13 protein-coding genes are annotated in these 12,945 nt (G+C 67.2%); 7 read left to right on the top strand and 6 right to left on the bottom strand.

Annotated features, from left to right (window positions below; all coding sequences use genetic code 11):
* The first annotated feature begins 2 nt into the window (after window positions 1-2).
* From H0A72_RS11050 to H0A72_RS11030, 5 genes are read left to right on the top strand one after another with little or no spacing between them, the layout of a single operon-like run.
* The gene (locus H0A72_RS11050; RefSeq protein ID WP_180155199.1) at window positions 3-947 is read left to right on the top strand and encodes a carbohydrate ABC transporter permease; all 945 of its coding nucleotides are present in this window, start codon (window positions 3-5) and stop codon (window positions 945-947) included.
* Window positions 944-1,777 carry a carbohydrate ABC transporter permease gene (locus tag H0A72_RS11045; RefSeq protein ID WP_180155197.1) on the top strand — a complete coding sequence of 278 codons (834 nt, stop codon included), beginning with the start codon at window positions 944-946 and terminating at the stop codon, window positions 1,775-1,777. Before H0A72_RS11050 ends, H0A72_RS11045 begins: the two co-directional genes overlap by 4 nt.
* Window positions 1,774-2,838, top strand: coding sequence for an ABC transporter ATP-binding protein (locus H0A72_RS11040; protein WP_180155195.1), 1,065 nt, complete (start codon window positions 1,774-1,776; stop codon window positions 2,836-2,838). Before H0A72_RS11045 ends, H0A72_RS11040 begins: the two co-directional genes overlap by 4 nt.
* Window positions 2,839-2,878: 40 nt before the next feature.
* Window positions 2,879-4,516 carry an arylsulfatase gene (locus tag H0A72_RS11035; protein WP_180155193.1) on the top strand — a complete coding sequence of 546 codons (1,638 nt, stop codon included), beginning with the start codon at window positions 2,879-2,881 and terminating at the stop codon, window positions 4,514-4,516.
* Window positions 4,513-5,475, top strand: a complete 963-nt coding sequence (locus tag H0A72_RS11030) for a formylglycine-generating enzyme family protein (protein WP_218953273.1) — start codon at window positions 4,513-4,515, stop codon at window positions 5,473-5,475. Before H0A72_RS11035 ends, H0A72_RS11030 begins: the two co-directional genes overlap by 4 nt.
* Before the next feature lie 7 nt (window positions 5,476-5,482).
* Here H0A72_RS11030 and H0A72_RS11025 read toward each other — a convergent pair whose 3' ends face one another.
* Window positions 5,483-6,130, bottom strand: a complete 648-nt coding sequence (locus tag H0A72_RS11025) for an FCD domain-containing protein (RefSeq protein ID WP_180155191.1) — start codon at window positions 6,128-6,130, stop codon at window positions 5,483-5,485.
* A gap of 270 nt (window positions 6,131-6,400) precedes the next feature.
* Here H0A72_RS11025 and galU point away from each other — a divergent pair, with 270 nt between their 5' ends.
* Entirely contained in the window at window positions 6,401-7,237 is an 837-nt protein-coding gene (galU, locus tag H0A72_RS11020; protein ID WP_180155189.1) for a UTP--glucose-1-phosphate uridylyltransferase GalU, read from the top strand.
* On the opposite strand, the gene H0A72_RS11015 is transcribed toward galU, so the two are convergent.
* The 4 genes from H0A72_RS11015 to H0A72_RS11000 form a co-directional block, all read right to left on the bottom strand.
* Window positions 7,188-8,558: a 3-deoxy-D-manno-octulosonic acid transferase gene (locus H0A72_RS11015; protein WP_180155187.1), complete on the bottom strand. Its 1,371-nt coding sequence runs from the start codon at window positions 8,556-8,558 to the stop codon at window positions 7,188-7,190. The genes galU and H0A72_RS11015 overlap by 50 nt on opposite strands.
* Window positions 8,559-8,646: 88 nt before the next feature.
* Complete coding sequence (waaC, locus tag H0A72_RS11010; RefSeq protein ID WP_180155185.1) at window positions 8,647-9,633, bottom strand: lipopolysaccharide heptosyltransferase I; 987 nt, start codon at window positions 9,631-9,633, stop codon at window positions 8,647-8,649.
* 54 nt (window positions 9,634-9,687) lie between these two features.
* Entirely contained in the window at window positions 9,688-10,593 is a 906-nt protein-coding gene (locus tag H0A72_RS11005) for a DMT family transporter (RefSeq protein ID WP_180155183.1), read from the bottom strand.
* Complete coding sequence (locus H0A72_RS11000; protein ID WP_180155182.1) at window positions 10,593-11,114, bottom strand: gamma carbonic anhydrase family protein; 522 nt, start codon at window positions 11,112-11,114, stop codon at window positions 10,593-10,595. The genes H0A72_RS11005 and H0A72_RS11000 overlap by 1 nt, the downstream gene beginning before the upstream one ends.
* 173 nt (window positions 11,115-11,287) lie before the next feature.
* On the opposite strand from H0A72_RS11000, the gene H0A72_RS10995 reads away from it, so the two are divergent.
* Window positions 11,288-11,500 (top strand): hypothetical protein, encoded by a 213-nt coding sequence (locus tag H0A72_RS10995; RefSeq protein WP_180155179.1) that lies wholly within the window; start codon window positions 11,288-11,290, stop codon window positions 11,498-11,500.
* A gap of 9 nt (window positions 11,501-11,509) precedes the next feature.
* Here H0A72_RS10995 and H0A72_RS10990 read toward each other — a convergent pair whose 3' ends face one another.
* Entirely contained in the window at window positions 11,510-12,943 is a 1,434-nt protein-coding gene (locus tag H0A72_RS10990) for a TolC family outer membrane protein (protein WP_180155177.1), read from the bottom strand.
* Window positions 12,944-12,945: the final 2 nt, after the last annotated feature.

Below are 12,945 nucleotides of genomic sequence, written 5' to 3'. Positions count from 1 at the left end.
TCATGGCAGCCACCGCCTCGATGCCCGGCAGCGATTCCAAAGGAGGCCCCCAACGCGCCGCGGCCAGGGGCCGCTCGCTGGCCGACCAGGAACGCCGCTTCGCGCTGGCCCTGCTGGCGCCGGCCCTGCTCTTGCTGTTCTGCGCCACCACCATACCCCTGGTGTACCTGGGCTGGAGCAGCCTGCAGCGGCTCGACCTCGCCATGCCGTACATGTCCGGCTTCGCCGGCCTGGACAACTACCTTCACATGGGCCGGGACCCCCGCTTCTGGAACTCGCTGCTGCTGACCGTCATCTACACGGCCTCCACGGTGTTCATGCAGGTGGCCCTGGGGCTTGCGCTGGCGCTGCTGGTGCTGCAGATACCAAGAGGCCAGGGCCTGCTGCGCATCGCGGCCATCCTGCCCATCGTGCTGGCGCCCGTGGTGGTCGGCCTGTTCTGGCGCACGCTGGTGCTGGCGCCCGACGTCGGGCTGGTCGACCTGGTCACGCGCCAGCTGGGCCTGGGCAGCTACAACTGGCTGGGCGACCCGCAGCTGGCGCTGATCTCCGTCATCGCCATCCACACCTGGCAATGGACGCCTTTTGCCTTCCTGGTGCTGCTGGCCACGCTGTCCACCCTGCCGCCCGACATCTACGAGGCCGCGCGCCTCGATCGCGCCGGGCCGTGGCAGCGCTTCCATTACATCACCCTGCCGCTGATCCGCCCCGCCCTGGTCATGGTGATGATCCTGCGCATGGTGACGGCGCTCTCGGCGTTCGCGGCCATTTTCGCGGCCACCGGCGGCGGCCCCGGCTCGTCGACCGAAATCCTGAATCTGTACGCCTACCGCACGTCGTTCTCCGAACTGAACATCGGCTATGGGTCCTCGCTGGCCGTGGTCCTGCTGGCGCTGACGCTGGCCATCGCCTGGGTCATATTCCGCCTGCGCAGGAGGCCCGAATGAAAGCGGCCAGGAAAATCCTGCTGTGGCTGCTCGCCGCCTGCCTGCTGTCGGTCTGGGTGTTCCCGGTGCTCTGGGGCCTGCTGACGTCTTTCAAGACCGAACGCGACGTGCTGGCCTACCCGCCGCTGCTGATCTTCGAGCCCACTCTCGGCAACTACCGCGACGTCATCTTCGGCTCGTCGTCCATCCTGCCCAACCTGTGGTCCAGCACCCTCATCTCGGTGTCCACCACCGTGCTGACCATGCTGTTCGCGGTGCCCGCCGCCTACGCCATGGCCAGGCTCCGGTACCCCGCCAAGCGCGGCAGCGGGTTCTACGTGCTGGCCACCCAGATGCTGCCGCCGGTGGGGCTGATCATCCCCTACTACCTGGTGCTGCAGAAGATCGGCGGGCTGGACACCTATGGCGGCATCACCGCCATATACCTCACGTTCTCGCTGCCTTTCGCGATCTGGCTGATGGTGTCGTACTTCGAAGACATCCCCTTCGAAATGGAAGAGGCCGCGCTGCTCGACCGGGCCGGGCGCTTCCGCACCCTGTGGTACGTGATCCTGCCGCAGGTGCGCGGCGGCATCGCCGTCACCACGGTCTTCGTCTTCCTGAACGCCTGGAACGAATTCCTGTTCGCCGTGGTGCTTACCGGCAACAACGTCCGGCCCGTCACCGTGGCCATGTTCAATTTCATTTCCGTCGAGCAGACGCAATGGGCCAGGCTGGCGGCCGGGGCCATGCTGGCCATGGCGCCCGTCATCATCGTGGGCCTGCTCGCTCAACGCCACATCGTCAAGGGGCTCACCGTGGGCGCAGTCAAAGGAGGGGGCCGCCGATGAGCCAGTCCGGATCCGTAAAGCTGGAAAACGTCGTCAAGCGCCATGGCAGCTTCACCGCGCTGCAAGGCATCAGCCTGGACATCCGCCCCGGCGAGTTCTTTGCGCTGCTGGGGCCGTCGGGCTCGGGCAAGACCACCACGCTGCGCATCCTGGCCGGCCTGGAATCGGTGAACGAAGGCAGGGTGCTGCTCGACGACGTCGACGTCACCCATGCCCAGCCCGGCGAGCGCGACGTCGCCATGGTGTTCCAGAGCTATGCCTTGTACCCGCACATGACGGTGGCCGAGAACATCGCCTTCCCCCTCAAGATGATGGGCACGCCCGCGGCCACCATCGAGGACGCGGTGCAGGAAGCCGCGGCCAAGGTCGGCATCGGGCGCCTGCTGTCGCGCCGCCCGGGCCAGCTGTCCGGCGGCCAGCAGCAGCGCTGCGCCCTGGCGCGCGCCATCGTCCGCAAGCCGCGGCTGTTCCTGCTGGACGAGCCCTTGTCCAACCTGGACGCCAAGCTCAGGGTCGACACGCGGGCCGAACTGCGCCGGCTGCAGCGGTCGCTGGGGGTCACCACGGTGTACGTCACCCACGACCAGGAGGAAGCCATGACCGTGGCCGACCGCATCGCCGTGTTCATGGAAGGCAGGATCGTGCAGGTGGGCACGCCCAAGGAAGTCTTCCTGCGCCCGGCCAACGCCGTGGTGGCGGCCTTCATCGGCACGCCGCCCATGAACCTGATGCCCGCGAAACTGGCCGGCGGGCAAGTGCGCGTGCACGGCGCCGGCCTGCCCGCCGGCGGCGCCCATGGCCTGGGCGAGCGCGACGTCACCCTGGGCCTGCGGCCGGGCGACCTGCGCATCGCCGACCAGGGCATCCCCGCAAGAGTGGAGTTCATCGAAGACCTCGGCGACAGCGTGATCGCCATCGTCACGGTGGGCGACCAGCACATGAAAATGCGCCTGGACCAGCACGCCGTGCCCCAGGAGGGGCAGCAGGTCTTCCTGTCCTTCGCCCCCGCCGCCGCCCACCTGTTCGACCGGCAAACGGGCGAGCGGCTGCCGTCCGACTGATCCTCCGCCCCATTCCCCGACCCCCCATCCCAAGACAGCCATGAATCAAAACGACACACGCAAGCCCGACATCGTGCTCATCCTGAACGACGACATGGGCTATTCCGACCTGGGCTGCTACGGCGGCGAGATTCAAACCCCCAACCTGGACCGGCTGGCCGCGAACGGGCTGCGCTTCACCCAGTTCTACAACACGGCCCGCTGCAGCCCGTCGCGCGCATCCCTGCTGACCGGCCTGCACCCGCACCAGACCGGGGTCGGCGTGCTGACCTACGACATGGGGCCGGAGGGCTATGCCGGCAACCTGGGCAAGAACTGCGTGACCATCCCCCAGGCGCTGAAAGCCGCACAGTACAAGACCTACATGAGCGGCAAGTGGCACGTGGCCAGCAATCTGACCGAGCCCACCGACACCTGGCCCATGCAGCGCGGCTTCGACGAATTCTTCGGCACCATCATCGGCGCCGGCAGCTTCTACGATCCCAACACCCTGACGCGCGGCAACGAGAACATCGAGCACGAGGCCCGGGACGACAAGGACTTCTTCTACACCGACGCCATCAGCGACCAGGCGGCGGACTACATACGCGAGCACGCCCGCCTGCACCCCGACCAGCCGTTCTTCGAATACGTGGCATACACCGCGCCGCACTGGCCTTTGCACGCGCACGACGAAGACATCGCCAAGTACAAAGGCCGCTTCGACCAGGGCTGGGACGCGCTGCGCGCCGAAAGGCTCAAGCGCCTGATCGGCGCAGGCATCCTCAAGCCGCAATGGGCGCTGTCGGAGCGCGACCCCACCCAGCCGCCCTGGACGGAAGCCCAGGAGAAAGCCTGGCTGCTGCGCTGCATGGAGGTCTACGCCGCCCAGGTCGACCGCATGGACCAGGGCATCGGGCGCATCATCGATGCGCTCGAAGAAACGGGCAGGCTCGACAACACCTTCATCATCTTCCTGTCCGACAACGGCGCCTGCGCCGAGGACATCCCCGAGGGCGTCACGGTGGACGAGCTCGTCAACAAGCTGATGATCGCCAAGGCCCGCACGCGCGCCGGCGACGAGATCCATTTCGGCAACAACCCCGCCATCATGCCCGGGCCGGAGAACACCTACCAAAGCTACGGCGTCGCCTGGGCGAATCTTTCGAACACGCCGTTCCGTCTGTACAAGCACTGGATCCACGAAGGCGGCATATCCACCCCGCTGATCTGCCACTGGCCCCGGGGCATCAAGGAAAAAGGCGGCATACGGCATGCGCCCGGCTACCTGCCCGACATCATGGCCACGCTGCTGGATATCGCCGGCACGCCCTACCCGCAATCATGGGAGGGCAATCCCGTCGCTCCGCTGGAAGGCAGCAGCCTGCGCCCGCTGTTCGACGCGGACGGCCTGGACCGGCCGCCCATGTTCTGGGAGCACGAAGGCAATGCCGCCGTTCGCATCGGCAAGTGGAAGCTGGTGCGCAACTACCCCGGGCCCTGGGAGCTGTACGACATGGAGGAGGACCGGACCGAACTGCATGACCTGGCCGGCCGGCATCCCGACCGCGTGCGGGACATGGCCGCGCAATACGAGACCTGGGCCGCCCGTTGCGGCGTCCTGCCGCGCGAGAAGGTCCTGGCCATCATGAAGGCGCAGAGTTCGGCGCCCGCCTTCTGGGAAAAAGAAGGCGAATGACGGCCATGGGCGGAAACGGGGGCAAGACGTGCTGCACCCCTTTGTGGGGGGACTCCGGCGCGGGCGCCCGCATGCAGGCGCCGCCCGGGCCCGCGGCGGCGGCGCCGAAAACCAGGCCGCGCGCCGGCATGGTGTGGATACCCGCGCAGCAATTCCTGATGGGGTCCGGCGACCCGGACGGCTTTCCCGACGACGGCGAAGGCCCGCCGCGGCTCGTCACCGTGGACGGCTTCCACATCGCCGCCACCACCGTCACCAACCGGCAGTTTTCCGATTTCGTGCGCGACACGCGCTACGTCACCGACGCGGAACTGCTGGGCGCGTCATTCGTGTTCCAGGGCCAGCTCGGGGCGGGCGCCAACGCCTGGGCCAGCCCGCGCGGCCTGCCGTGGTGGCGCATCGTCGAAGGCGCGTCATGGCAGCGCCCGGAAGGGCCGGGGTCGCACATCCATGAGCGCCCCGAGCATCCCGTCGTACACATTTCCTGGTTCGACGCCCAGGCCTATTGCGCCTGGTCCGGGCAGCGCCTGCCCACCGAGGCGGAATGGGAGTGCGCCGCGCGCGGCGGCCTGCACAGCAAACGCTATCCCTGGGGCGATGCGCCGCCGCAGGACGGCAGGACCCGCTGCAATATCTGGCAAGGCGCGTTTCCCGACCGGCCCGCGCCCGGCTGGACGCCGGGCCCCTTGTCCGCCCGCTCCTTCGAGCCCAACGCCTACGGCCTGTACAACATGGCCGGCAATGTGTGGGAATGGTGCGCCGACGCCTTCACGCCGCACTATCACCGGCTGACCGCCGCGCACAATCCCGCCTTCCTGCGGGACAGCGGCCGCCGTTCCATGCGCGGCGGCTCCTTCCTGTGCCATGCCTCGTACTGCAACCGGTATCGGGTGGGCGCCCGCAACGGCAACACGCCGGACAGCGCCGCCGCCAATTCGGGCTTCCGCGTGGCCCGATGAAGGCGCGTCAGGGAGCCAGCGTCTCGGCCTGCGCCGGCGCGGCCTCCCCAGTCTCGATCAAAGGCAACGCGTTCATTTGCATGTGGCGCGAAGCCACCTGCACGGCCGAGGCTTCGTCGCCGCGCTGCAACGCATCGAGCAGGACTTGATGGTCGTCCCATGAGGCCTGGCCCTGTTCGAACGTGAATTGCCCGTGCAGCCGGCAATAGGGCCGCGTGCGCTTGTGCAGATAGACCAGTTGCGACCGCAGGTAGCCGTTGCCGCAACCATCGTAGATGCATTGGTGGAATTCCGTGTCGTACCGGCGGAAGGCGTCGACGTCCCGCCGGGCCAGGGCGTCGCGGCCCAGTTCCTGCAGCCGGCGCGCCTTGTCCAGTTGCGGCTTGGTGATGCGCTGCGCCGCCAGGCCGGCGCACATGCCTTCGAAATACGCCAGCGATTCGAACATTTCCCGCAGCTCATCGGGTGAAAGCCGCACCACGTAGATGCCCGCCCTGGGCACGATGCGCACATAGCCTTCCGCGGAAAGCCGGAGCAGGGCCTCGCGCACGGGCGTGCGGGATACGTCGAACATTTTGCACAGCAATGGTTCGTCCAGCGTCGTACCGGGCGGCAGCGCACCGTCGACAATGCGGCTTTCGAGTTCCGCACGCACTCGGTCTGTATGGGTGACGAACATATATCGGGATACAAAAAATTATGCCGGCGGCGCATGGGTCCGCAAGGGCCATCCCGCCGTTGATAGTAGTTTTCATTGATTTTATCGGCCGGTATCCGGGCCACAAGCGCGGATTACGCGGCATAAGCGGCCTTATTAATTGGTTTTACTGTCTACAGTCCTGGGCGCTCCATGAGCCGGGCACGGCGATTGCTGCCCGCGGCCGGAGTATCATTCCAGCAGTTCAATCCCATTTCCGCGAGCCTCATGAAACCAATACGCAAAGCTGTTTTCCCCGTTGCCGGGCTGGGCACCCGCTTTCTTCCCGCCACCAAGGCCATGCCCAAGGAAATGCTTCCCATCGTCGACAAGCCATTGATCCAGTACGCGGTCGAAGAAGCCATCGCGGCGGGCATCACGGATCTCATCTTCATCACCGGCCGCAACAAGCGCGCCATCGAAGACCATTTCGATCGTGTTCCCGAACTGGAAGCCGAACTCTCGGCCAAGCACAAAGACGCATTGCTGGATGCCGTGCGCAACGTCATCCCTTCCCACGTGAACTGCATCTATACCCGCCAGCCCGCGCCGCTGGGCCTGGGGCATGCCGTGCTGTGCGCGGCGCCCATCGTCGGCAACGAGCCCTTTGCCGTCCTCCTGGCCGACGACTTGATCGACGCCGGGACCTCGGTCACCCAGCAGCTGGTCGAAGCGGCCCACCAGCAGAACGGCAGCGTGCTCGCCATCCAGAACATCGCGCGCGAAGACACCAACAAATACGGGATCATCTCGGGCGAATCCGTCAACGGCAACACCATGCGCGTCTCGGGCATCGTGGAAAAGCCGGCGCCCGAGGCGGCCCCCACCACGCTGGCGGTGGTCGGCCGCTACGTTCTGGAGCCGGAAATCTTCGATCACCTGCGCCAGACGAACGCCGGCGTCGGCGGCGAAATCCAGCTGACGGACGGCATCGCCGGCCTGCTCGAAGCCAGGCCGGTGTTCGGGCTGGAATACGAGGGCCTGCGCTACGACTGCGGCAACAAGGAAGGTTTCTTCAAGGCGACGGTCGAGCTCGGGATGAAATATCACGGCCTGACGCTGTAAGGCTCTCGATCTCGTTCAGGCCGCCCAGCACGCGGGCCACCGCTCCCGTGTGCTTCTGCACCCAGTGCGAGCCCGCCTCGCCCATGCGCGCCAGGCGCTGCGGCTCGTCCAGCAGCTGCAGCGCCGTCTGCACGGCGGCGTCGGCGTTCTGGACGCGCAGCGCCGCGCCTTCGTCCATGGCGTCGACCACCGCCTGCTCGAAATTGCGGGTATGCGGCCCCACGATCACCGGCACGCCCACCGCGCAGGCCTCGATCAGATTCTGCCCCCCCAGCGGCTCGAAGCTGCCGGCCACGATGGCCACCTGGCTCATGGCGTAATACCAGGGCATTTCGCCCAGGGTGTCGCCCAGCAGCACCGTGACGCCCTCGCAGGCATGCAGCGCCGTCGAGCTGCAATCGCCCGCCTCGATGAGGTCGGAACGGCGCACGAAGGACAGCCGCGCCTGCTTCAGCAGCTCGGCGGCCGCGTCGAAGCGTTCGGGGTGGCGCGGAATCAGGCAGAACAGCACGCGGTCGGTGATGTCTTTGCCATGGCTTTGCGCGCGCTTGATCTGCCGGTCGATCGCGGCGATGAAGAGCGCGTCCTCGCCCTCCCGGGTGCTGGCGACGGTCACGACCTTGCGGGCCAGGCTCGCCGCGAATTCCTCGCCGCGCTGTATCTTGTCGCTCGGCAAGGAGATGTCGAACTTGAAGTTGCCCGACACGCGCACCGCCACCGCGCCGGCCTGCTCCAGGCGCTGGGCGTCATGCAGGGTCTGCGCATACACTGCATACAAGCCGGCATAGGCCTCGCGCATGACGCTGCCCACGCGCAGGCTTTGCCGCAGGGCGTGGTCGGAAAAGCGCGCGCTGGCCAGGATCATGGGCACGCCGTGGCGGCGCGCCGAGGCCAGCAGATTCGGCCAGACCTCGCGTTCGATCAGGATGCCCGCGCGGGGGCGGTAGTGCGCCATGAAGCGGCTGGTGGCGCCGGGGAAATCATAAGGCAGCCATTGCTGTTCCAGCCGCCCCTGCGCAATGGCGTCGGCGAACGCGCGCGCGCCCTCGGCGCGGCCGGTGACCGTCATGTGGGTGAGCAGCACCGGCACGCCCTGGTCCAGCAAGGCCTGGATCAAGGGCTGGGCCGCGCGCGTTTCCCCCAGGCTGACCGCATGCACCCATACCGGCCGGCCGACTTGCGCCGGCTGCGCGTAGCGCCCGAACCGCGGGCCGGCGCACACGCCCCAGTCGCCGCCGGCACGGCGCGCGCGCAGAGCCATCCAGCCCAGCAGGCCGGGGGACAGGAGTCTGACGAGCGCGGTATAGAAAAAACGATTCAAAAAAGGCCTGTGGTGGACGGAATATGAACTATTTTAAGCATGAAATAGAAAAGTCACCTACGGCGGGCGCGGGACGGCGGCGCGGCCTTCAGGCCGGCACGTCGCCGCCCAGCGGCACGGCCTGCGTCGCCAAGGCCTGGTCGACCGCGCTCAGCACGGTTTCCGCCGAAGGCGCGTTGCCGCGTTCGCCCAGGCTGGCCGTATAGGCCGGCCCTTCCAGCGGCGTCCGGACCGGAGTCGACGCCTTGTAGATGCCTATGGTCGGCCGGCCCAGGCCGGCCGACAGATGGGTGAGGCCGCTATCGAGCCCGACCATGATGCGCGCCGCGGCCAGCACCTTGGCCACTTCGGTCAGGCTCATGCGGGGCAGGACTTCGGCATCCGGATGGCCCTGCACCAGCTTCTGGGCGCGGGCGGTCTCCGCGGGGCTGCCCGACAGCAGCTTCAGGCTCAGGCCCTTTTCCCGCAGGCGGCCGAACACCTTGTGCCAGTCTTCCTCGGGCCATAGCTTGTCGTCGCGGCTGGCCGAAGGCATGATCACCGCGTACGGCTGGATCTCGACCCCGTCGGTGATGCGTTCCAGGCCGAAATCCGGCGGGCCTTCGTAGGTGTAGCCGAGCGCGGCCGCGGCCAGCTTGCGCTGGCGCGTGACGGCGGGCTGCCAGAATTCCACCGTATGCTTGACGTCGTAGAACAGCGAAGCCAGGGGCTCGCGCGCGGAGCGCATGTCCAGCCCGTGCCGCAGGCCGTGGGTCTGGCGCACCAGCCAGATGGATTTCATGAGCGCCTGCATGTCGAGCACGATGTCGTACTGGCGTGCATCCAGGTTCCGGCGCAGCGCGGCGCGCGCCGCGCGGGTTTCCGCCGACCACCAGTGCTTGCGCCAGCGCCGGTGGGCCACGGGTATGGTCTCCCTTATCGCCCGGTGCCAGCCTGGAATTTCGGCGAAATTCTCTTCGACGATCCAATCGATTTGCGCGCCTGGCACATGGGCCGCGATGTCGGACATGGCGGGCAGCATATGGACCAGATCCCCGAGCGAGGAAGTGCGGACGATCAGGATTTTCTTGCTCATGGCGCCATTATAAATACATCGCGCCAGGGGTGTATCGGCCGCAAAACCGTAGCTTCAGGCGGGCTTGCGGCCGCGCCATTCGACCAGGGCGATCGTGACGCCGCTGGCGCAGATCACGGCGATGCCCAGCCAGGTGAGCGGATCCGGGAACTGGCCCCAGATCAGCCAGCCCAGTGTCGCCGCGCTGACGATCTGCAGATACAGGAAGGGCGCCAGCATGGACGCGGGCGCGTAGCGATACGCCTGGATCTGCAGCAGATGGCCCAAGGCCCCCCAGAAGCCGGTTGAAAGCAGGATCAGCCACTGCCAGGCATCCAGCGCCGCCAGCATGGGGCGTATGGTGGGCCACACGAAGGGCAGCGCGATCGTGAGCAGCACGCTGCCCACCGCGCCGCTCCATACCAGCGTCGTGAAGGGGTCCTCGGCGGCCAGGCGCCGGGTGGCGATGAACTGGGTGGCGAACAGGCAGGCGGTGAGCAGGCCGAACACCGTGCCCAGCGGGTGCAGCCCGGCGTCCGGGCGGATGATGATCAGCACGCCCAGAAAGCCCACGCCCGCCGCCAGCCAGCGCGACAGGCGCGCGGGTTCCTTGAGCACCCAGGGCGCCACCGCCAGCATGATCAGCGGCGCCAGGAAATTGATGGCCGTGGCCTCGGCCTGGGGCAGATAGCGCAGCGTGGTGAAGAAGGACAGCGTGGCCAGCAGCATGACCCCGCCCCGGGTGATCTGGGCCGCCGGGCGCTTGGTGCGCAGCACCTTGGCCCCGCGGGCCGGCAGCACCAGCCCCAGGACCAGGAACAGATGCACCACATAGCGCACCCAGCAAAGCATGAGCAGGGACACCCCGGCGCCCATCACCCATTTGCCGCTGGCGTCCAGGCCCGACAACGCCCAGGACGACAGCACGAGCACGCCTATGCCCAGGAAGGGCCGCCCGGCACCACTGGTTGACGGTTTCATCAGAGGGCGACGAGATCTTTCTTGTAGCGCGCGGCGCGGTCTATGTAGGTTTGGGTGTTGCGGCGCATGCCGGCGACGTCTTCGTCGGACAGCGTGCGCACCAGCTTGGCCGGCGCCCCCAGAATGAGCGATCTTTCGGGAAACACCTTGCCTTCGGTGACCACGGCGCCGGCCCCGACCAGGCTGTCCTTGCCGATGACGGCGCGGTTCAGCACCACGGCCTGTATGCCGATGAGGGCGCCGTCTTCGACGGTGCAGCCGTGCAGCATGGCCTGGTGGCCGATGGTGACGTTTTCGCCGATGTGCACGGGGCAGCCCGGGTCGTTGTGCAGCACCGCCCCTTCCTGGACGTTGGAGCCTTTGCCGATGACGATGGGTTCGTTGTCGGCGCGGATCACGGCGCCCGGCCACACGCTGGTGTTTTCACACAGCGTGGCCTGCCCGATGATGGTGGCCTCGGCCGCGATGAATGCGGACTCGTGGATGTCGGGGGCCAGATTGCCAAGCTTGTAACAGGTCATGATGAACGCCGTGTCTCGATGTTGAAATGCCCACAGATCGTAGCAGGAAAATCGCCGGTGGAAAACCGGCCGGCATCGCGCGGGGGCGGCTTTCATGGAGGCGCCCGCCGGTTTCTTGCGTGGCATGGCCGGCAGCGCCCCGAGATCGGCGAGATCCCCGCTACAATGCCCGAATGAGCACTTGGTATATTCTCCCGAACGGCAACGTCAAGCATCCAAGCGGCCTGGAGCTCCAGCCCGAACAAGACTGGTTCCCCACCCAGGAAAGCATGGAAGCCATGTTCGCCGCCCAGCGCGCGCTGGGCGCCCCCGACGAACTCATCGTCAAACGCATCATGGACATGGCCGCGGACGCCGAACGCTGGCTGCGGGACAACGTAGGCTGAACCGCCGGACTACTTGCGCGCCACCACCGGCACCAGTTTCTGATCGATATTCACCGGCGCGCGGCCCCCATCGAAATAGGCATCGGTAACCGTATCGATCGCCGCCGCATCCAGCGTGCCCGCCGCGCCCGCCAGCATCAGGCGGGCCAGCACATACTGCAGCCTGGCCTTGGTCAGTTCCAGCCGCGAACGATAGAGCTGGTCTTGCGCGTCGAGAATATCGACGATGCTGCGCGTACCGGCCTGGTAGCCGCGTTCGACCGCCGTCAATGCCGCCGCGCTGGACTCCACCGCCACCACTAGCGCCGCGATGCGCTCCGCCCCGCTGACCACCGCCTGATACTGGCGCGTGACTTCCACCGCGATGCGCTCGCGCGTGGCCGCCAGTTCTTGTGCCGCGCGGTCGCGATTGTGGCGCGCTTGTTCCACCTGGGCGGAAGTGAGCCCGCCCGAAAAAATCGGCAGCGAGATCTGGACGCCGAAGGAAGTCGTGTTGCTGTCCTGGTCGCGCGTCGAAATGGTTTCGTTTTCGACCAGCCTGCGCGATGCGACGATGTCCAGCGTGGGCAGATGCCCGCCGAACGTGCGGTCGATTTCGCGCTCGGAAATCCGCAGGCCTTCGATGCCGGCGCGGATTTCCGCATTGTTCGACATCGCGGCCGACAGCCAGCCTTCCAGCGTGGCCGGGTCCAGCGGCCGCGTCTTGAAGCCGCTTTGCAAACCGACGATGGCCGACGGGGCGCTGCCCACCATTTCCTGCAGTTCGCGCCGCGCCACCACCAGCGCATCCTGCGCCTGGATCAGGTCGGCCCGCGCCAGGTCGCGCCGGGAACTGGTTTCCCGGACGTCCGTGATCGTGCCTTCGCCGCTGTCGAAACGGCGCCGGGCAGCCAGGATCTGCTTTTCGTTGGCTTCCAGGTAGCTTTGCGACAGCACCACGTTTTCGTAGGACAGCAAAGTCTGGAAATAGCGGTTGATCAGGCGCACCGCCGTATCCTTGGAGCGCGTATCGAACACCGCCAGGCTGTAGTCCGCGCGCGCATTGCTCTGCCGGTATTCGGCGATGCGGCTCCAGTTGAACACCGACTGCGTGGCGCGGATTTCATTCGTCTTGGACATGTAGTCCAGGTCGGTCGTCGTCACGCCCCCGAAAGCCGTGGGGCTGTCGAGCGTGCCCCGGATCTTGTTGCGCCCCAACGCGGCGCTGACCTGGGGCAGCAGCCCGGCGCGGCCCATGGCGCGATTCGTCTGCCCGGCCTCGCGCTCGCTGATGGCCGCCTGATAGGTGGGATCGTTCTGCAACGCGGCGCGCCAGGCGTCGGACAGGGTCAGCACCGAACCCGGCGCAACGGCGGCGGGCGCGGCGGCGCTTTGCTGGGCCTGGGCGCCGCCCTGCGCGGCCGCCAGGCAGACCGCGCTTGCAAGAGCCAGGATCACCCGCATGA

Source organism: Parapusillimonas granuli (genome assembly GCF_013416525.1).
In the GTDB taxonomy this organism is placed as follows: Bacteria; Pseudomonadota; Gammaproteobacteria; order Burkholderiales; family Burkholderiaceae_B; genus Parapusillimonas; species Parapusillimonas granuli.
This window is presented reverse-complemented; position numbering and strand designations above follow the sequence as displayed.

Bases quoted from the DNA above. Each gene is read 5' to 3' on its own strand.
- H0A72_RS11050 (WP_180155199.1), top strand. From the start codon at position 3: ATGGCAGCCACCGCCTCGATGCCCGGCAGCGATTCCAAAGGAGGCCCC.
- H0A72_RS11045 (WP_180155197.1), top strand. From the start codon at position 944: ATGAAAGCGGCCAGGAAAATCCTGCTGTGGCTGCTCGCCGCCTGCCTG.
- H0A72_RS11040 (WP_180155195.1), top strand. From the start codon at position 1,774: ATGAGCCAGTCCGGATCCGTAAAGCTGGAAAACGTCGTCAAGCGCCAT.
- H0A72_RS11035 (WP_180155193.1), top strand. From the start codon at position 2,879: ATGAATCAAAACGACACACGCAAGCCCGACATCGTGCTCATCCTGAAC.
- H0A72_RS11030 (WP_218953273.1), top strand. From the start codon at position 4,513: ATGACGGCCATGGGCGGAAACGGGGGCAAGACGTGCTGCACCCCTTTG.
- galU (WP_180155189.1), top strand. From the start codon at position 6,401: ATGAAACCAATACGCAAAGCTGTTTTCCCCGTTGCCGGGCTGGGCACC.
- waaC (WP_180155185.1), bottom strand. From the start codon at position 9,633: ATGAGCAAGAAAATCCTGATCGTCCGCACTTCCTCGCTCGGGGATCTG.
- H0A72_RS11005 (WP_180155183.1), bottom strand. From the start codon at position 10,593: ATGAAACCGTCAACCAGTGGTGCCGGGCGGCCCTTCCTGGGCATAGGC.
- H0A72_RS11000 (WP_180155182.1), bottom strand. From the start codon at position 11,114: ATGACCTGTTACAAGCTTGGCAATCTGGCCCCCGACATCCACGAGTCC.
- H0A72_RS10995 (WP_180155179.1), top strand. From the start codon at position 11,288: ATGAGCACTTGGTATATTCTCCCGAACGGCAACGTCAAGCATCCAAGC.
- H0A72_RS10990 (WP_180155177.1), bottom strand. From the start codon at position 12,943: ATGCGGGTGATCCTGGCTCTTGCAAGCGCGGTCTGCCTGGCGGCCGCG.